The organism is Pleomorphochaeta caudata, from assembly GCF_055395745.1.
Genome location: NZ_AP042458.1, coordinates 2,193,349 through 2,207,950, shown reverse-complemented (window position 1 = coordinate 2,207,950; position 14,602 = coordinate 2,193,349). Strand labels below are relative to the sequence as shown.

Annotated in this window: 10 protein-coding genes; 6 read left to right on the top strand and 4 right to left on the bottom strand. The window is 27.9% G+C overall.

What is annotated here, in order from left to right; genetic code table 11:
- Positions 1 to 8 precede the first annotated feature (8 nt).
- A complete protein-coding gene (locus tag ACZ5RS_RS10205; RefSeq protein ID WP_464635073.1) occupies positions 9 to 1,361 on the bottom strand; it encodes an ABC transporter substrate-binding protein in 1,353 nt (450 codons plus the stop codon).
- A 36-nt stretch (positions 1,362 to 1,397) separates the two neighbouring features.
- A complete protein-coding gene (locus tag ACZ5RS_RS10200; protein ID WP_464635071.1) occupies positions 1,398 to 3,320 on the bottom strand; it encodes a glycoside hydrolase family 127 protein in 1,923 nt (640 codons plus the stop codon).
- A 308-nt stretch (positions 3,321 to 3,628) separates the two neighbouring features.
- Between ACZ5RS_RS10200 and ACZ5RS_RS10195 the strand changes: the two genes are divergently transcribed.
- Both ACZ5RS_RS10195 and arfA read left to right on the top strand, forming a co-directional pair.
- Entirely contained in the window at positions 3,629 to 4,660 is a 1,032-nt protein-coding gene (locus ACZ5RS_RS10195; protein WP_464635069.1) for a LacI family DNA-binding transcriptional regulator, read from the top strand.
- A gap of 3 nt (positions 4,661 to 4,663) precedes the next feature.
- Complete coding sequence (gene arfA / locus ACZ5RS_RS10190) at positions 4,664 to 6,145, top strand: arabinosylfuranosidase ArfA (RefSeq protein ID WP_464635067.1); 1,482 nt, start codon at positions 4,664 to 4,666, stop codon at positions 6,143 to 6,145.
- Between the two features lie 75 nt (positions 6,146 to 6,220).
- Here the strand turns inward: arfA and recA are convergent, their stop codons facing one another.
- Positions 6,221 to 7,291, bottom strand: a complete 1,071-nt coding sequence (gene recA, locus ACZ5RS_RS10185; protein ID WP_464635065.1) for a recombinase RecA — start codon at positions 7,289 to 7,291, stop codon at positions 6,221 to 6,223.
- A gap of 63 nt (positions 7,292 to 7,354) precedes the next feature.
- A complete protein-coding gene (gene rpe, locus ACZ5RS_RS10180; protein ID WP_464635061.1) occupies positions 7,355 to 8,017 on the bottom strand; it encodes a ribulose-phosphate 3-epimerase in 663 nt (220 codons plus the stop codon).
- 224 nt (positions 8,018 to 8,241) lie between these two features.
- Here rpe and ACZ5RS_RS10175 point away from each other — a divergent pair, with 224 nt between their 5' ends.
- The 4 genes from ACZ5RS_RS10175 to greA all read left to right on the top strand — a co-directional run bounded on the left by ACZ5RS_RS10175 (position 8,242) and on the right by greA (position 14,578).
- Positions 8,242 to 8,670: a helix-turn-helix domain-containing protein gene (locus tag ACZ5RS_RS10175; RefSeq protein ID WP_464635059.1), complete on the top strand. Its 429-nt coding sequence runs from the start codon at positions 8,242 to 8,244 to the stop codon at positions 8,668 to 8,670.
- A gap of 17 nt (positions 8,671 to 8,687) precedes the next feature.
- Positions 8,688 to 9,041, top strand: a complete 354-nt coding sequence (locus ACZ5RS_RS10170) for a DUF4180 domain-containing protein (protein ID WP_464635057.1) — start codon at positions 8,688 to 8,690, stop codon at positions 9,039 to 9,041.
- Positions 9,042 to 9,146: 105 nt separating this feature from the next.
- On the top strand, positions 9,147 to 11,603 hold the full coding sequence (locus ACZ5RS_RS10165) for a hypothetical protein (RefSeq protein WP_464635055.1): 2,457 nt from the start codon (positions 9,147 to 9,149) through the stop codon (positions 11,601 to 11,603).
- A 254-nt stretch (positions 11,604 to 11,857) separates the two neighbouring features.
- Complete coding sequence (gene greA / locus ACZ5RS_RS10160) at positions 11,858 to 14,578, top strand: transcription elongation factor GreA (RefSeq protein WP_464635053.1); 2,721 nt, start codon at positions 11,858 to 11,860, stop codon at positions 14,576 to 14,578.
- The last annotated feature ends 24 nt before the right edge of the window (positions 14,579 to 14,602 follow it).

The following is a 14,602-nucleotide window of genomic DNA, read 5'->3' as shown; positions in this document are numbered from 1 at the left end:
AACCCTTATTAAATGTCACCATTATATGCAGCAACTAAAGATTTATAGCCATCATTAATTGCTTGTTTTGCAGTTTTATTACCAGTCCAAACTTCTCCAAGAATAGAACCTAATAATGTATTAAAGTCATTTGTATTATTTACATAATACCATGAAGCAGAATGAGAATTATTTAATGCATAATCAACAACAGCTGATTTATATTCATCATGATCTGGGAAATTAGGATTATCAATCCATTTGCTAATTAAAGCTTCATCTGTATACCATTTTTCTAATGTTGGCATCCAAATACCTGATTCAATTAAGCCCCAACTGTTTTCTTCTTGAGCATACCATTTAATCCATTCCATTGCTTCTTTAGGGTGTTTACTTTGACTAAATACAACATTTGGTCCACCTGTACAAATTGTAACTTTGTCTTGCATGTAAGGAAGAACGCCAACACCATAATCTAAACCTTCATCTCTAGCTGATGCTAAACAAGTACCTACATTCCAAGCACCGTTTGTAGTCATAGCACAAGTTCCAGCAATTAAAGATCTTTGAACGCCATCATCAGTCATACCAGATGATAAAGGAGCAACATGATCAACTAAATATAGATCAGCAACTTTTTGGATAGCTTCAATAGCATCTGGATCATTAATAATTACTTTAGAACCATCACTATTATAGAAACCACTACCATTACTTAAGCACCAAACTTCTAATTGCCAAGTTAAATTTTCTACCATACAACCATATTGTACAATGCTATTTGGATTAAAGTTAGGAGATTTTGCATTATTACCATTTGAATCTAAAGTTAATAATTTTGCAGTATCAACAAATTCATCCCATGTCCAAGCATTTTTAGCATCTGCTGGTGGATAAGGAACATTTGCTTTATCAAACATAGCTTTGTTATAATATAAAACTAAAATTTCGTTAGCTGATGAATATGCTACAGGAGTATTTTGATATTTAAATGTAATACTATCTAAAGGTTTTGAATCATTTGCACCATACATATTAGAAATATCAGATAATAAACCACTTTCAGCAAATTGTAGTACACCTGCTTCATTCATAATACCACAATCAGGTAATTCACCAGCTGTAGCCATAGTATTTAATTTTGTAACATATGTATCATGAGGGATAGGCATTACTTCAACTTGAATTCTATCTTGTGAATCATTGAATTTATCAGCAACAGCTTGAACAGTCTTTGCTTCATCTGGAGTACCCCAAAATGAATAATCAACTTTTACTTTTCCACTCAAATCAGTAGCGGCTTCGTTTGTACCATTTGCATAAATATTGCTTGTTACAAATAAACAACATAGCAATATAACAAATAAACGCCTTATTTTCATAAATTTCTCCTTTTTCAACATTCTATATGTTGTTTTCTATAATATCAATTTCTGCCATACCAACATTTCACCAAATTCTCTATTACACCATAAACAATAAGGTATTGCAGTTAAATTAATTTTCTCTTTTGTAAATTCAGGAACTCCATATAAGTTTTTAACATTAGATTTTATTCTGTATCCTTCATACTCAAATTTTGGCAACCCTCCAGGAAGGCTATCTAATTTACCAGCATTTTTTATTTGAGTATCACTCTTAACAGCTATAGAAAATAAATTGCTTGAATTATCTACTTCCTCTAAACAATAAACAAATGGGCCAAACTTTAAGGCAACTTTTAGAGTATCACTTTTTACTAAGTCATTTGCGGCTACAAAACGTGGAACAATATTAAAATCTATAAATAATTCATCAGATTTTTCTAATAATAAATTCGCATAATTATTTTCTATATCAACAGATATATTTTTAGAATTCAAAATAAAGATTGGATTATTAGCATAGTTTGGAATTCGAACTTTAATTTTTACTTCATTATCAACTTTGATTGTTATTTTCCCAAAGTTCTCATAATTATTTTCCATAACAAGATTAACTTGTTCATTATTAAAAAGATTGGAATATTTTGATGATATAAATTGATTTATATATAAAGTATCCCCTTCTATTTGATAGATATATTGGTTTATTGAAGCTAAAGTTCTAGCAATATTAGTAGGACAACAAGCTACATCAAACCATTTTTGTCTAACAGGTTTTACATGTTGCATTGATGAGTAATTAATACAATTTTTTGGAAGGACTTCTAAAGGATTAACATAGAAATATTTAATCCCATCAGCATTTATTCCTCCTAACACAGTATTATATAAAGCAGCTTCTACTTGATCATAATATTTAGCATTTTTTGTTACCTTATTCATTCTCTGTCCAAACATCATAAGACCCACAGAAGCACAAGTTTCACAATACATATCATCATTTGGTAAATCATAATCTACAGTAAATCTTTCCAAATATCCTGAGGAACCTATTCCTCCGGTTATATACATTTTTTTATTAGTGGTACTATCCCATAAGTTTTTACAAACATCTAAAAGTTTTTGATCTTTATACTCAAGAGCTAAATCAGCCATTGCTGAGCACATATACATAGCTCTAACTGCATGCCCTTCAATATTGTCTTGTTCATAAACGCTTTTATCACATTGAGAATATTTTAGACTATAGTCATGAAACTCAGCAAAGAGATTAGCATTGTTACGTTTTTTAATTTCATTAGTGAAATAATTTGGTTTTGCACCTCTTTGAGTAATAAAATATAAAGCTTGTTTTAAATATTTTTCATTTTTTGTTGCTCTATATAATTTTACTAATGCTAATTCAATTTCTTGATGTCCTGGATAACCTGGTATTTGATTTTCACCAGTTCCAAATTTCTTAATAATAAGATCAGAAAATCTCATTGCAATATTTAATAAATCTTTTTTATTTGTAGCATAATAATATGCAACAGCAGCTTCTATTAAATGTCCAGCACAATATAATTCATGCCCTTCAATCAAATTAGACCATCTTTTTTCATTTTTATTAATGATATAATAAGTTACTATATATCCATCATCTTGTTGAGCTTTAGCTATTAATTGAATAACATCATCAATAATTTTTTCGTACTCTAAACTTTTCTTTGATTCAATACAGTATGAGGCAGCTTCTATCCATTTATAGACATCGGTATCAATGAATACTGTACCAAAGAACTCCCCTTCAGTTTCTTTTGCTGCTATTTTAAAGTTATTTAAGCATTTTGAAACTTTAGCATCCTTTAACTGATCATTAAGAATATTCCATTGATATGGGATTACTACCTCAGGTATCAAATTCACATAGTAACGAAATAGTGAATCTGTAATCTCTATATTGGAACATTCTATTTTATTTTCAAATTGCTGCATAAACTTCTCCATTTTTATAAAACGTTTAATATTTTTATTATTTTTCTTTAAATAAACGCTAAAATTCAATATTTTATTTGTAAAATGTTAAACGTTTAATGTTTATATATAAACGATACTCTGCTTATTTTGATTTGTAAAGGAATATTTTTTATAATTTATTCTGAACAAAAACTAATTAGGTAAATTTAGCTATTTTAAAGCTTATTTTCACTATAATTTTGCGTTTTTTACTCTATTTTCAATAATTTTTTTTGCTTGATATTAAACGTTTATATGGTATACTCTTTAATAATTGGAGAATTAATATGACAACAATCAAAGAAATTTCTGAAATATCAGGCTTTTCAATAGCTACAGTATCAAAAGTATTAAATCATCAAAAAGGTGTAAGTAAGAAAACACAAAAAGAAATTCTTGATGTTGCGAATAAACTAGACTATAGACCTAACCTATATGCTAGACAATTAAAAATGGGTAGCAGCAATACTTTAGGAATTATAGCTGAAGATTTAACTGTTTTTGTAACTCCAAATATTATAGATGGAATTGGTGTTTGTTGTGATGATAAAAATTATCACTACATATTAGGAAATTTACGGTTCAATAAAAGATTTGGACATAGCCCTTATTACAATGAACAAAAAGAACAACTAATTGATGAGATGGTTAATCAAATGTTATCAAAACAAGTTGATGGTATTATCTATGTTGGTTGTCATACACACCCTATTGATATTTTAGATAAAAGAAGTGATACAAAATTTGTTTGTGCTTATTGTTATAGTGATAATATTAATATCCCAAGTATTATTTATGATGATAGAAAAGCAGGCTATGATGTTGGAAAATTATTAATCTCTAGAGGTCATAAAAATATTGGGGTTATTGCTGGTATTAAAGAATCCTTTAATACATATAATCGTGTTTTAGGCTTCCAAGAAGCACTTTTTGAAAGTAATATCCCATACAATCCTAATTTAACCTATTATGGAGAATGGGATAGAGAACATGGTTTTGAAGTTGCTAAAAAATTGTTAAATGATAATGTTACAGCAATTTTTGCTCATAATGACTTAATTGCTATTGGTGTTATGGATTATTGTTCTCAAAATAATATAATAATTGGTAAAGATATTGATTTAATTGGTTTTGATGATAGAGATATTACTGAAATTTGTAGACCTAAATTATCTAGTGTTTCATTACCTTTATTTGAGATTGGCCATACAGCTGCTTCAGTAATTCTAGATATGATAAAAGATGAAAAAAATGCGATTCCTAATAAGATTTTATTAAATTGTGAAGTAATCGAAAGAGACTCTGTTCGAAAAGGTTAAACAATGAAAGCTAATATAAATATTGATTTAAACGATACTATCAGTAAAATTGATGATAGAATTTATTCATCATTTTTAGAGCATATGGGAAGAGCTATATACACTGGTATATATGAAAAAGATCACCCAACTTCTGATGAGTTTGGATTTAGATCTGATGTTCAGAAATTAATAAAACCTCTAAATCTATCACATATTAGATATCCTGGTGGTAATTTTTTATCAGGATATAGATGGGAAGATGGAATTGGTGATAATAGGCCCATTAGAAGAGAATTAGCATGGTTTGCTCTTGAGCCAAACTGGGTTGGTATTAATGAATTTATTATATTTTGCAAACAAAACAATATTGAACCAATGATTGGCGTTAATTTAGGGACTAGAGGACCTCAAGATGCTGTTAATCTATTAGAATATTGCAATGTAGAAAAAGGAACCTATTATAGTGATTTAAGGCGTTCTCATGGTTATGAAGCTCCTTATAATATTAAGCTATGGTGTCTTGGTAATGAAATGGATGGACCATGGCAAATATGTGCAAAAACAGCAGAAGAATATGCTAGAGTTGCTTGTGAAACTGCAAAAATGATGAAATGGATGGATGATTCGATAGAATTAGTTGCTTGTGGTAGTTCTTTTAAAGAAATGCCAACTTTTGGGATATGGGAAAAAACAGTACTTTCTCATTGCTATGAATACATTGACTACTTATCACTACACCAATATTATCAAAATTTAGATAATGATATTCCTAATTTTCTTTCTCAAAATAATAATATGGATTCTTTTATTAAAGAAGTAGCATCATTTTGTGAAGCAGAAAAAAAGAAAAGAAATTCAAATCATGATGTAAAATTATCTTTTGACGAATGGAATGTTTGGTATCATTTTAAAAAAGATAATCCAGATCCTCCAAAATGGGAAATAGGTAGAAGAATTGAAGAAGAAATTTATGACTTTGCAGACGCTCTATTAGTTGGCTCAATGCTTACTACTTTAATTAATAATTGTGATACTGTAAAAATTGCTTGTCTAGCTCAATTGGTAAACGTCATTGCCCCAATTATGACAAATCCTATGGGTAATTCTTGGATTCAAACAATCTACTACCCTTTTTATCTTACATCAACAAATGCTAGAGGTATTGGACTTAAATCAAATATTGAAGCACCTAAATACAATACTAAAACTTTAAAAGATGTTTCTTTTATTGATTGTGCAGTAACAAAAGACAAAGATAAATTAAATATTATTATTATAAATAAGAATTTAAATGAGGATATTGAGTGTTCTTTAAACATTAAAGGCTTAAAAAGTATAAAGAATATTAACCAAACTCTTTTATGCGGAAATTTATCAGATATTAATACTGAAAACAATCAAATAATAAAACCAGAAGAAGTCTTTGATTATTCAATTAGTGATAATTCTATAAAAATTAATTTAAAAGCTAAGTCTTGGAATTTAGTTCAAATTCAATTTTAACAATTATTTAACAAACAAAAAAGTTCAGCTAGAAATTTAATCTAACTGAACTTAATTCTTTTTAATATTTTTTATTTATTTGGTAGATACTTCTTTATCTTCTTTAATCAAATTTGGAAACATAAGTTTTCTTAATTGAGCATCTAATGTTTCAACAATATCAGGGTTATCATCTAAGAATGACATTGCATTATCTTTACCTTGGCCAATCTTTTCATCTTTGTAAGAATACCAAGAACCACTCTTTTCAATTAAATCATACTTAATTGCAGCATCTAATACACTTCCTACATAGCTTAAACCCTTACCAAACATAAGATCTAATTCAACTTTCTTAAATGGTGGAGCAACTTTATTTTTTACAATTTTTACTCTAATTCTATTTCCATAGACATTATCAGCACCTTTACTTAAAGTTTCAATTTTTCTAACCTCTAATCTAACGGAAGAATAGAACTTAAGGGCATTACCACCTGTTGTAGTTTCAGGATTTCCAAACATTACACCAATTTTCATTCTTATTTGGTTAATAAAAATAATTGTAGTATTACTTTTTGATAAAATACCAGTTAATTTTCTCAATGCTTGGCTCATTAATCTTGCTTGAAGACCCATATGAGAGTCCCCCATATCTCCATCAATTTCTGCTTGAGGAGTTAAGGCTGCAACAGAGTCAACAACAACAACATCAACAGCACCAGATCTAACCAGTTTTTCACAAATTTCTAAAGCTTGTTCACCATTATCTGGTTGAGAAATCCAAAGATCATTTATTTGTACACCTAAAGCACTTGCATAGGAAGGGTCTAAAGCATGTTCAGCATCTACAAAAGCTGCTATTCCACCCTTTTTTTGAGCTTCTGCAACAGCATGTAAAGCTAAGGTTGTTTTACCACTTGATTCAGGGCCATAAATTTCAATTATTCTTCCCTTTGGATATCCACCTATACCAAGAGCTTCATCTAATAACAAAGAGCCACTTGAAAAACTTGCTATATCTAAAGAAGCACCTTTATCACCTAGTTTCATCAACGAGCCTTTACCGAATTGTTTATCAATGGATGCCCGAGTAGCTTCTAGAGCATCTCTTTTTTGCTTTTCATCAGTAGGATTACCTATAGTAGTTTCAGCACTTTTTTTTGCCATTTATTTTGTCTCCTTTAGATATTAATATTTAATATAATTACTTTTTTTTGATAAATGCATTAATTAAAAATTTCCATTTCTATACATTTCTTCTATAAACTTATTTCTGTCCTTAGCACCAAAAAAGGCTGAGCCTGTAACAACAACATCAATACCCTTTTCTCTTAATAATCTTATATTATGAGTGCTAATTCCACCATCACAATTAATTTTATAAGTATAACCAAACTTTTCTTTTAATTTAGCTAATTGGTTTATTTTTTCTAAACTATAATCAATAAAAGATTGACCACCAAAGCCTGGATTAACACTCATTACTAAAACTTGATCTACATCAGATAAAACTGGTAACAATAAATCTACACTTGTTGCAGGGTTAATTGAAATTCCAACATCTTTTTTATTTGCTTTAATCATTTGTAGAGCTCTGTGTACATGTTTTGTAGCTTCATAATGAATACAAATACCATCACAACCTGCTTGAGCAAATTCATTAATATAATTTTCTGGATTTTCTATCATTAAATGAGCATCAAAATATAAATCACTATGCTTTCTTAAATCTTTTATAAACTTTGGACCAAATGTGATATTTGGAACAAATACGCCATCCATAACATCTAAGTGAACCCACTTAGCATTTGCTTTTTTTATTGAATCAACTTCTGCTACAATATTAGAAAAATCAGCAGATAGAATACTTGGAGAAACTATTAAATCATTCATGAGGTAAGAATATCATAAACATGAAATATAATGCAATTGTTTTATTTAAATATTAAAGAGTTAGTATAACATCCTAAAACTTTTTTTCAAAAAATATTTTTAATCTTTTAAGATATAAGAGCAAAAATAAAATTTATTAAATGCTTTGGTTGTTCAAACTCTTGCAATATTCCTAATTATTACCTATTATACTTAATAATTAGTTATAATAAGGAATAATAATTATGGATAAAAAATATTATACTGTAAATGAAATAGCAAATATACTAAGCTTGCATCAAAAAACAATTCAAAGATATATAAGAGAAAAAAAGCTTAAGGCCAACAAAATTGGTAAAGCATGGAGAATTGAAGAAAAAGAGTTAGAAACTTTTGCAAAAAATCTTGGAATAACACAATTAACAAATCAAGAACCAAAACAAATTAAAGCTTCTACAGTAATTGATATTCCAATCTCAGATAAAGAGAGGGCTAATAGAATAATAACAGCCTTAAATGCTGCTATGATTTCTAAACCTTTGGAATATAATTTTTCCAGTTTACATAGCCAATATATAGAATCTGAAAACCTTGTAAGATTATCTATATGGGGTAATTTGGATTTCATCTCATCAATTATATCCCTTATTAAAAACTTTAATAACTCAATATAAAAAAATAGGAAATTATTATGATAAAAATAGTAGAGAAATATGGCAATAATTTTGCTATAGTTGATCAAAATATAAAAATAAACGATGTTCAGGATGCATTAGACATAATGGCTAATGCACAATATTTAGGAAAAACAAATTTAGTAATCATTCATAAACATAGTTTAAATGATGATTTTTATAATTTAAGTACAAAATTTGCTGGTGAGGTACTACAAAAATTCTCAAATTATAATGTTAGACTAGCAATTATTGGAGATTTTAGTTCAATTAATAGTAAATCATTAAATGATTTTATCTATGAATGTAATAAAACAAAGAATGTTATTTGGACAAATAACTTAGATAATGCGTATAAACAGCTTATTTAAATTATGATTTCTTCATATAACTTATAATAATATTTAGATGGATATATTTTTGTTTTAAAATAACTTTTCATTGACAAACATATATCCATTATTCAATAATAAATTATGAAGAAGTTACAAATTCGTTATTTTATTATTATTATATTTTTTTCTATTTTTGTTATAAGTTGTCCAAATCCTGGAGAAATATTCCCTCAAGATAGAATAAGAGCAGATATTCCAACAAATGCTAATGCAGTAGAAAACACTGATTCATCAATCACTATTACATGGGATGGAAATACCAATGAAGGCTCTTATGCAATATGTGAAAGCACAGACAATATAAGACCTACTGAAAATACAATGATGAATCCTTTCTTTGTTGATACAAATTCTTATTCAACATCAATATCTACTGATGTAGATTATTATTTCTGGATTATCCCAACTAACATAGATGATAGTCAGCCAAATAAAATTGATGATAGCATGCTAAATGATGCTGTATTAGTTCATTATATTAAAGAAACTTTAGTTAATGAAGAATATCCAGAATTCAAATTATATTATGAAACTGAAGATACTGAAACACCATATATAGAATTATCAGATAAAGATAAAATTGCTTCAAATAAATTAATAATTCGTGGAAATAAATTAAGTGAAGATAAACAGGCTTTTTACAGTTTCAAAATTAATGACTCACAATGGTCTGATAATATAAGAATATATAACAATGAAGATTATAACTCTATTTCAATTTCATATTATTTCCCTGAAACTCAATATGGAGAAATTCAAGTTAAAGCCTTTTACTTAGGTGAAGATCCTGGAGAAATTATTACAATTACTCTAAATAAGCAAGAAACTATTTCTGAAAATTCTACTTTAAAAGATTCAAGTGACAATCAAATAATTGATGGATCTATATATAATGAAGATATTATTATAACTTCAGATTATCCAATTGGATATCCAACAAATGGAACTTTTAAAGTTTGTATTAATGATGATAACAATTGGCAAACATTTAGTGACAATGCTAATAAAAAACATACTCTCTCTGTTAATACTGGAGAATCTTTAGAGATTACTAAACTAGAAATTAAATATGTTATAACTGAGAATATTTATGAATCTGCAGCTCATACCTTTGAATATAATAGCAGCTTACCAATTACTTTTAAAATTGATAAAAAACCCCCTACCTTTGAACCCCCTACAATAGATATAGAACCATATACTATAAAAATAGATTGGGAAAAACCATCTGATGAAGATATAGAAGAAATCGAAATACTTTATTCAACTGATTATGGAGATACTTATAAAACTTATAAAACTTATACAGCTACAACTTCTATCCCCGATAGCAACACAGAATATATTTCAATTAATGCAGCTTATGTAAATATAAAAATTATTTATACAGATAAAATTGGTAATTTTAATATTCATGAAACAAAAAATCTTGAAATAAATAAAGAATTGACACATATCTGTGTTAGTCCAAACGGAGATTCGAATAATTATGGAGGTACCTGGGAAACTGCTACAGAATTACAAAATGGAATTGATTTTGCATATCAAAATGGTATTGAAGAAGTTTGGGTAATGGTTGGGAATTATTTACCTTCTTCAGGAAAAGATTATTTTGTCTTAAAAAATAATGTAAGAATAATTGGTGGCTTTAATGGTAATGAAACTAGTGTTCCAACTGCTTTCTCTTTTAATGCAGTAAGTCAAACAAATATTAGTTCTAATAGTTATCATATATTCTATAATCCAAATGAATTTGAAGTAAACTCAACAGCAATTTTAGAACGAGTTGTATTAAAGGATGGTAATGCTAATGGATTTTATTCAATTGATGATAGAAATCCAGTGCAAACAGCTTCAGGAGGAGCTATATTCTGTGGTGATTTTAGTTCTCCAACTTTCATTAATTGTAAATTTATTAATAATAATGCCTCTAAATCAGGAGGAGCTGTTTACCTTTCTAAATCTTCTTCAATATTTATAAATTGTATTTTTAACTCGAATACTACTACTCATAGTTCATCATATCCATATTACAATTCTGATCCAGCATTAAATCCTTATTATATTTATGGTGGAGGTGCAATTTACGCTATACATAGCAATATTCAATTAGTAAATTGTCTATTTGATAATAATACTTCAAAGTCTTTTGGTGCAGCTATATGTTTAGATGGAGTTTCAGCAATAACCGCTTCTAATACATCATTTTTAGATAATAATACTTCAAACAATGACAGTGATAAAATAATCTTCGTTTATAATGTTGGAACTTATCCAAATTTATTTGACAATACAATAATAAACTTTAACAATATTTTATATCATGAAAATTATGACAATTTAGAACAACATACCATTAGTCATAGCTGTTGTACTGAAAATGAGAATAATATCAATGCAGGAACAAATAATATTGTTCAATTAGACGATTATGATATTGATCATGATGGTAATACAATGGAAGCAACAAATGATTTAAATAACAATCCTAGAATAGTAAATAGTATTGTCGATATTGGACCAATAGAGGCCCAATAAACTTATTTTTAATAATTTAAGATAAACTAAATAGAGAGATCTCTGAAATAATTATAACTTAGTTTCTCTATTGCTAATTTATTTTTTTTATAATATAATGATTGTATAGTGTGAGAAAAAAATGCCCCCGAGCATCGCCATTGCAGTTGCTCGGGTTTTGTTTACTTAAAATAAAATGGCATATTTCCCAATATATATGTTTATTTAGGCTCAGAAGAAAAAAATGAGTCAATTTTTTGCGGAGGAATAATTATATGAATTTGAAGAAATTACAAACCATGCTAGAAGAGGAAAAATGGAGTATTTCTTTCATGCAAACTTGCGATATTCAATACTTTCAACATTTAGATAAAGACATTAACAAAATTGCTGAAGATGAAATTATTGAAATTAAACAAATTTGTGATGAATACTTTGAAGAAAAGGAAAAAAACAGCGTAATTGCTCGATATGTTTCTGGAAGAGTTACTTTAAAAACACGCCCTCAAGAAGATAGTATTGCTTTCCTTGATTTAATTTCTTCCTTTGCACAAGTAGATAGAAATGATTTAGTTGAATATCTATGCTCATTAGTTTTAAAAGTTAACGAAAGTAAACCTGCATTACGTTTATTAGGTGAATGCTACCAAAAACAAGATAAAGAAGTACAAATGTATGACATTTGGGAAAGATTAATCAAAGTTGATTATTCTGAAACTACTTTATTAAAAGCTTTAGCAGATTATAAATTAAAAAGCACTAAAGTTGCTGATAAAGAAAGTGGAATACTTTATTACAAAAAATTAATCAATCGTTTAATTGCTAAAAACGATCCTATGAATATTAAAGAAAGTTTCCCTACCCTTATTTCTCTAATTCCAGATGAATTTGGTTATTTAATTGGAATTTGTGAACGTGTGTCTATTCATGTTGGAAAGTCTTATGCAGTTGCTTTATTAAACTTATTAAATAATGAATATGCTGATAATCTTGATTATAAAATTGTTATTTATAAAAAGATTTTAGAATATGCAAATGATAATTTAAATGCAAGAAACAACCTTGTAAAAAGCTACAAAACAAAATACAAAAACCACGGTAGATTAAATACTTGTTTACATCATAGTAAATTAAATGACAAATACTTCAAAGATGTAATTAGAGCAATTGAAGATTTTGAAACCAATATCGCTTTTGATAAGGGTACTTTCGTATTCCAAAAATCAACAAACAAAATTGGTAGAATTAAGAACATCAATGAAAAAGATGTAATTATTGATTTCCCTGATAAATCTACAAATATGTCTACTGATATGGCATTTAAGAGTTTAGTAGCATTACCTAAATCACACATTTGGGTTTTAAAAAGTGTTGTACCACATGAAAAACTTGCAGAAAAGATTAAATCTGATATCCCTTGGGCATTAAGAATTTTAATGTCTAGTAATAATGACAAAGCATCTCTAAAAGAAATGAAGAATGAATTATCACCTTCTTTATTAACAACTAGAGAAGTAAATGTATGGGTTAATTCAGCTAAGAAAGAATTAATGAGTAATCCATTATTTGGTGTTAGCACTCAAGAAAAAGATACCTTTACTTTAAGAAAAACACCTATTACATTTGAAGAAAAACAATTAAATATCTTTAAGAGCAAAAAACAGTTCTACAGTAAAGTAAAAGTATTAAGAGACTTTATTTTGAACAAAGGCGATGTTGAAAGTGATTCTTTCTTAGAAATGGTTGCTTATTTCTCAAGTAATATTACAAACAGTGATGGAACAAGCATTGCATTATCTAATGTAAGTGACACAATTGTCAGCAGCTACTTATTATTACAAGATTTATATGTAAACTATAGCATGAACTTTGTAAAACTTCCTGAAGGTCTTCCTTTCTCTTCATTATATGATCATATTGAAGATGTAGTTGAATGTTTTACAAATATTGATGACCCTGAACTTAAAAAATTATTTATTGGTCATGTAGTAAAAGTTGATCCATTCTGGGAAAAGAGATTAATGGATTTATTCCCTCATTATTTAACTTCCTATATCCCTGATACATTTAGAAGCAATAAAAAGGCTGATAGTTTTGGTAGAGTATTTAAACAATGTGTGGGCAATTACAAAGACCAATCACAAGTATTCTTGTATTTATATAAGAACTATACTCTAAAAGCTTGGGAAAAGAATGGTATTTCATCTGAACAATTATTGTTCACTGCCTTATCATTATTAGATTATTTATTAAAATTAATTGAAAACAAAAAGAACGTTACTGAAAATAGAAAAAATGTAAAAGTTCTTATGACTAAATTATTTGATGAAAATGCAATCTATAATTACATTGAAGAAGGCGATGAAATCAAAGCTAAAAAAGCTTATGCTTTAGTTGATAGATTACCATTAGGAAAATCTGATTTAGGTAAAAAAATTGAAGTTAAACACCAATTAACTACAAAATATCCTAATTTTGATTTCAACAAAGCAAGTATTTCTGTTGAAGAAGATATGATTCCTACAGGCCTTTTCTGCTTGAAAGAAACCATGGAAACTAAAAAAGCTGATTTATATAACCTTCAACATGTTCTTTTACCAGAAATTGCAAAAGAAATTGGTGAAGCTAGAGAACTTGGTGACTTAAAAGAAAACAGTGAATATAAATATGCAAAAGAAAAACAACGTATGTTAAATTCACAGTTAATTACTTTAAATGAAGAAATTGAAAGAGCTACAGTTATCGATCCAGCAACTGTTACTGATGAAAAAGTTGCCTTTGGTACTAGAGTAACTCTATTTGATAACAATACTAACGAAGAAGTTACATATACTATTATGGGTTCTTGGGAAGCTGATCCTTCAAACAATGTTATTAATAGATTAGCACCTTTAGGATCTAATTTATTAAATCGTAAAGTTGGCGATCACATTAAATTCACAGTTAATGGTACTCCATTCGATTTCAAAGTATTAAAGATTGAAGTAGCAATTTAATTATTAGACAATAATTAACCCCAA

Coding starts and splice junctions, on each gene's coding strand:
- arfA (WP_464635067.1), top strand. CDS start 4,664: ATGAAAGCTAATATAAATATTGATTTAAACGATACTATCAGTAAAATT.
- greA (WP_464635053.1), top strand. CDS start 11,858: ATGAATTTGAAGAAATTACAAACCATGCTAGAAGAGGAAAAATGGAGT.
- ACZ5RS_RS10165 (WP_464635055.1), top strand. CDS start 9,147: ATGAAGAAGTTACAAATTCGTTATTTTATTATTATTATATTTTTTTCT.
- ACZ5RS_RS10170 (WP_464635057.1), top strand. CDS start 8,688: ATGATAAAAATAGTAGAGAAATATGGCAATAATTTTGCTATAGTTGAT.
- ACZ5RS_RS10195 (WP_464635069.1), top strand. CDS start 3,629: ATGACAACAATCAAAGAAATTTCTGAAATATCAGGCTTTTCAATAGCT.
- recA (WP_464635065.1), bottom strand. CDS start 7,291: ATGGCAAAAAAAAGTGCTGAAACTACTATAGGTAATCCTACTGATGAA.
- ACZ5RS_RS10175 (WP_464635059.1), top strand. CDS start 8,242: ATGGATAAAAAATATTATACTGTAAATGAAATAGCAAATATACTAAGC.
- ACZ5RS_RS10205 (WP_464635073.1), bottom strand. CDS start 1,361: ATGAAAATAAGGCGTTTATTTGTTATATTGCTATGTTGTTTATTTGTA.
- rpe (WP_464635061.1), bottom strand. CDS start 8,017: ATGAATGATTTAATAGTTTCTCCAAGTATTCTATCTGCTGATTTTTCT.
- ACZ5RS_RS10200 (WP_464635071.1), bottom strand. CDS start 3,320: ATGCAGCAATTTGAAAATAAAATAGAATGTTCCAATATAGAGATTACA.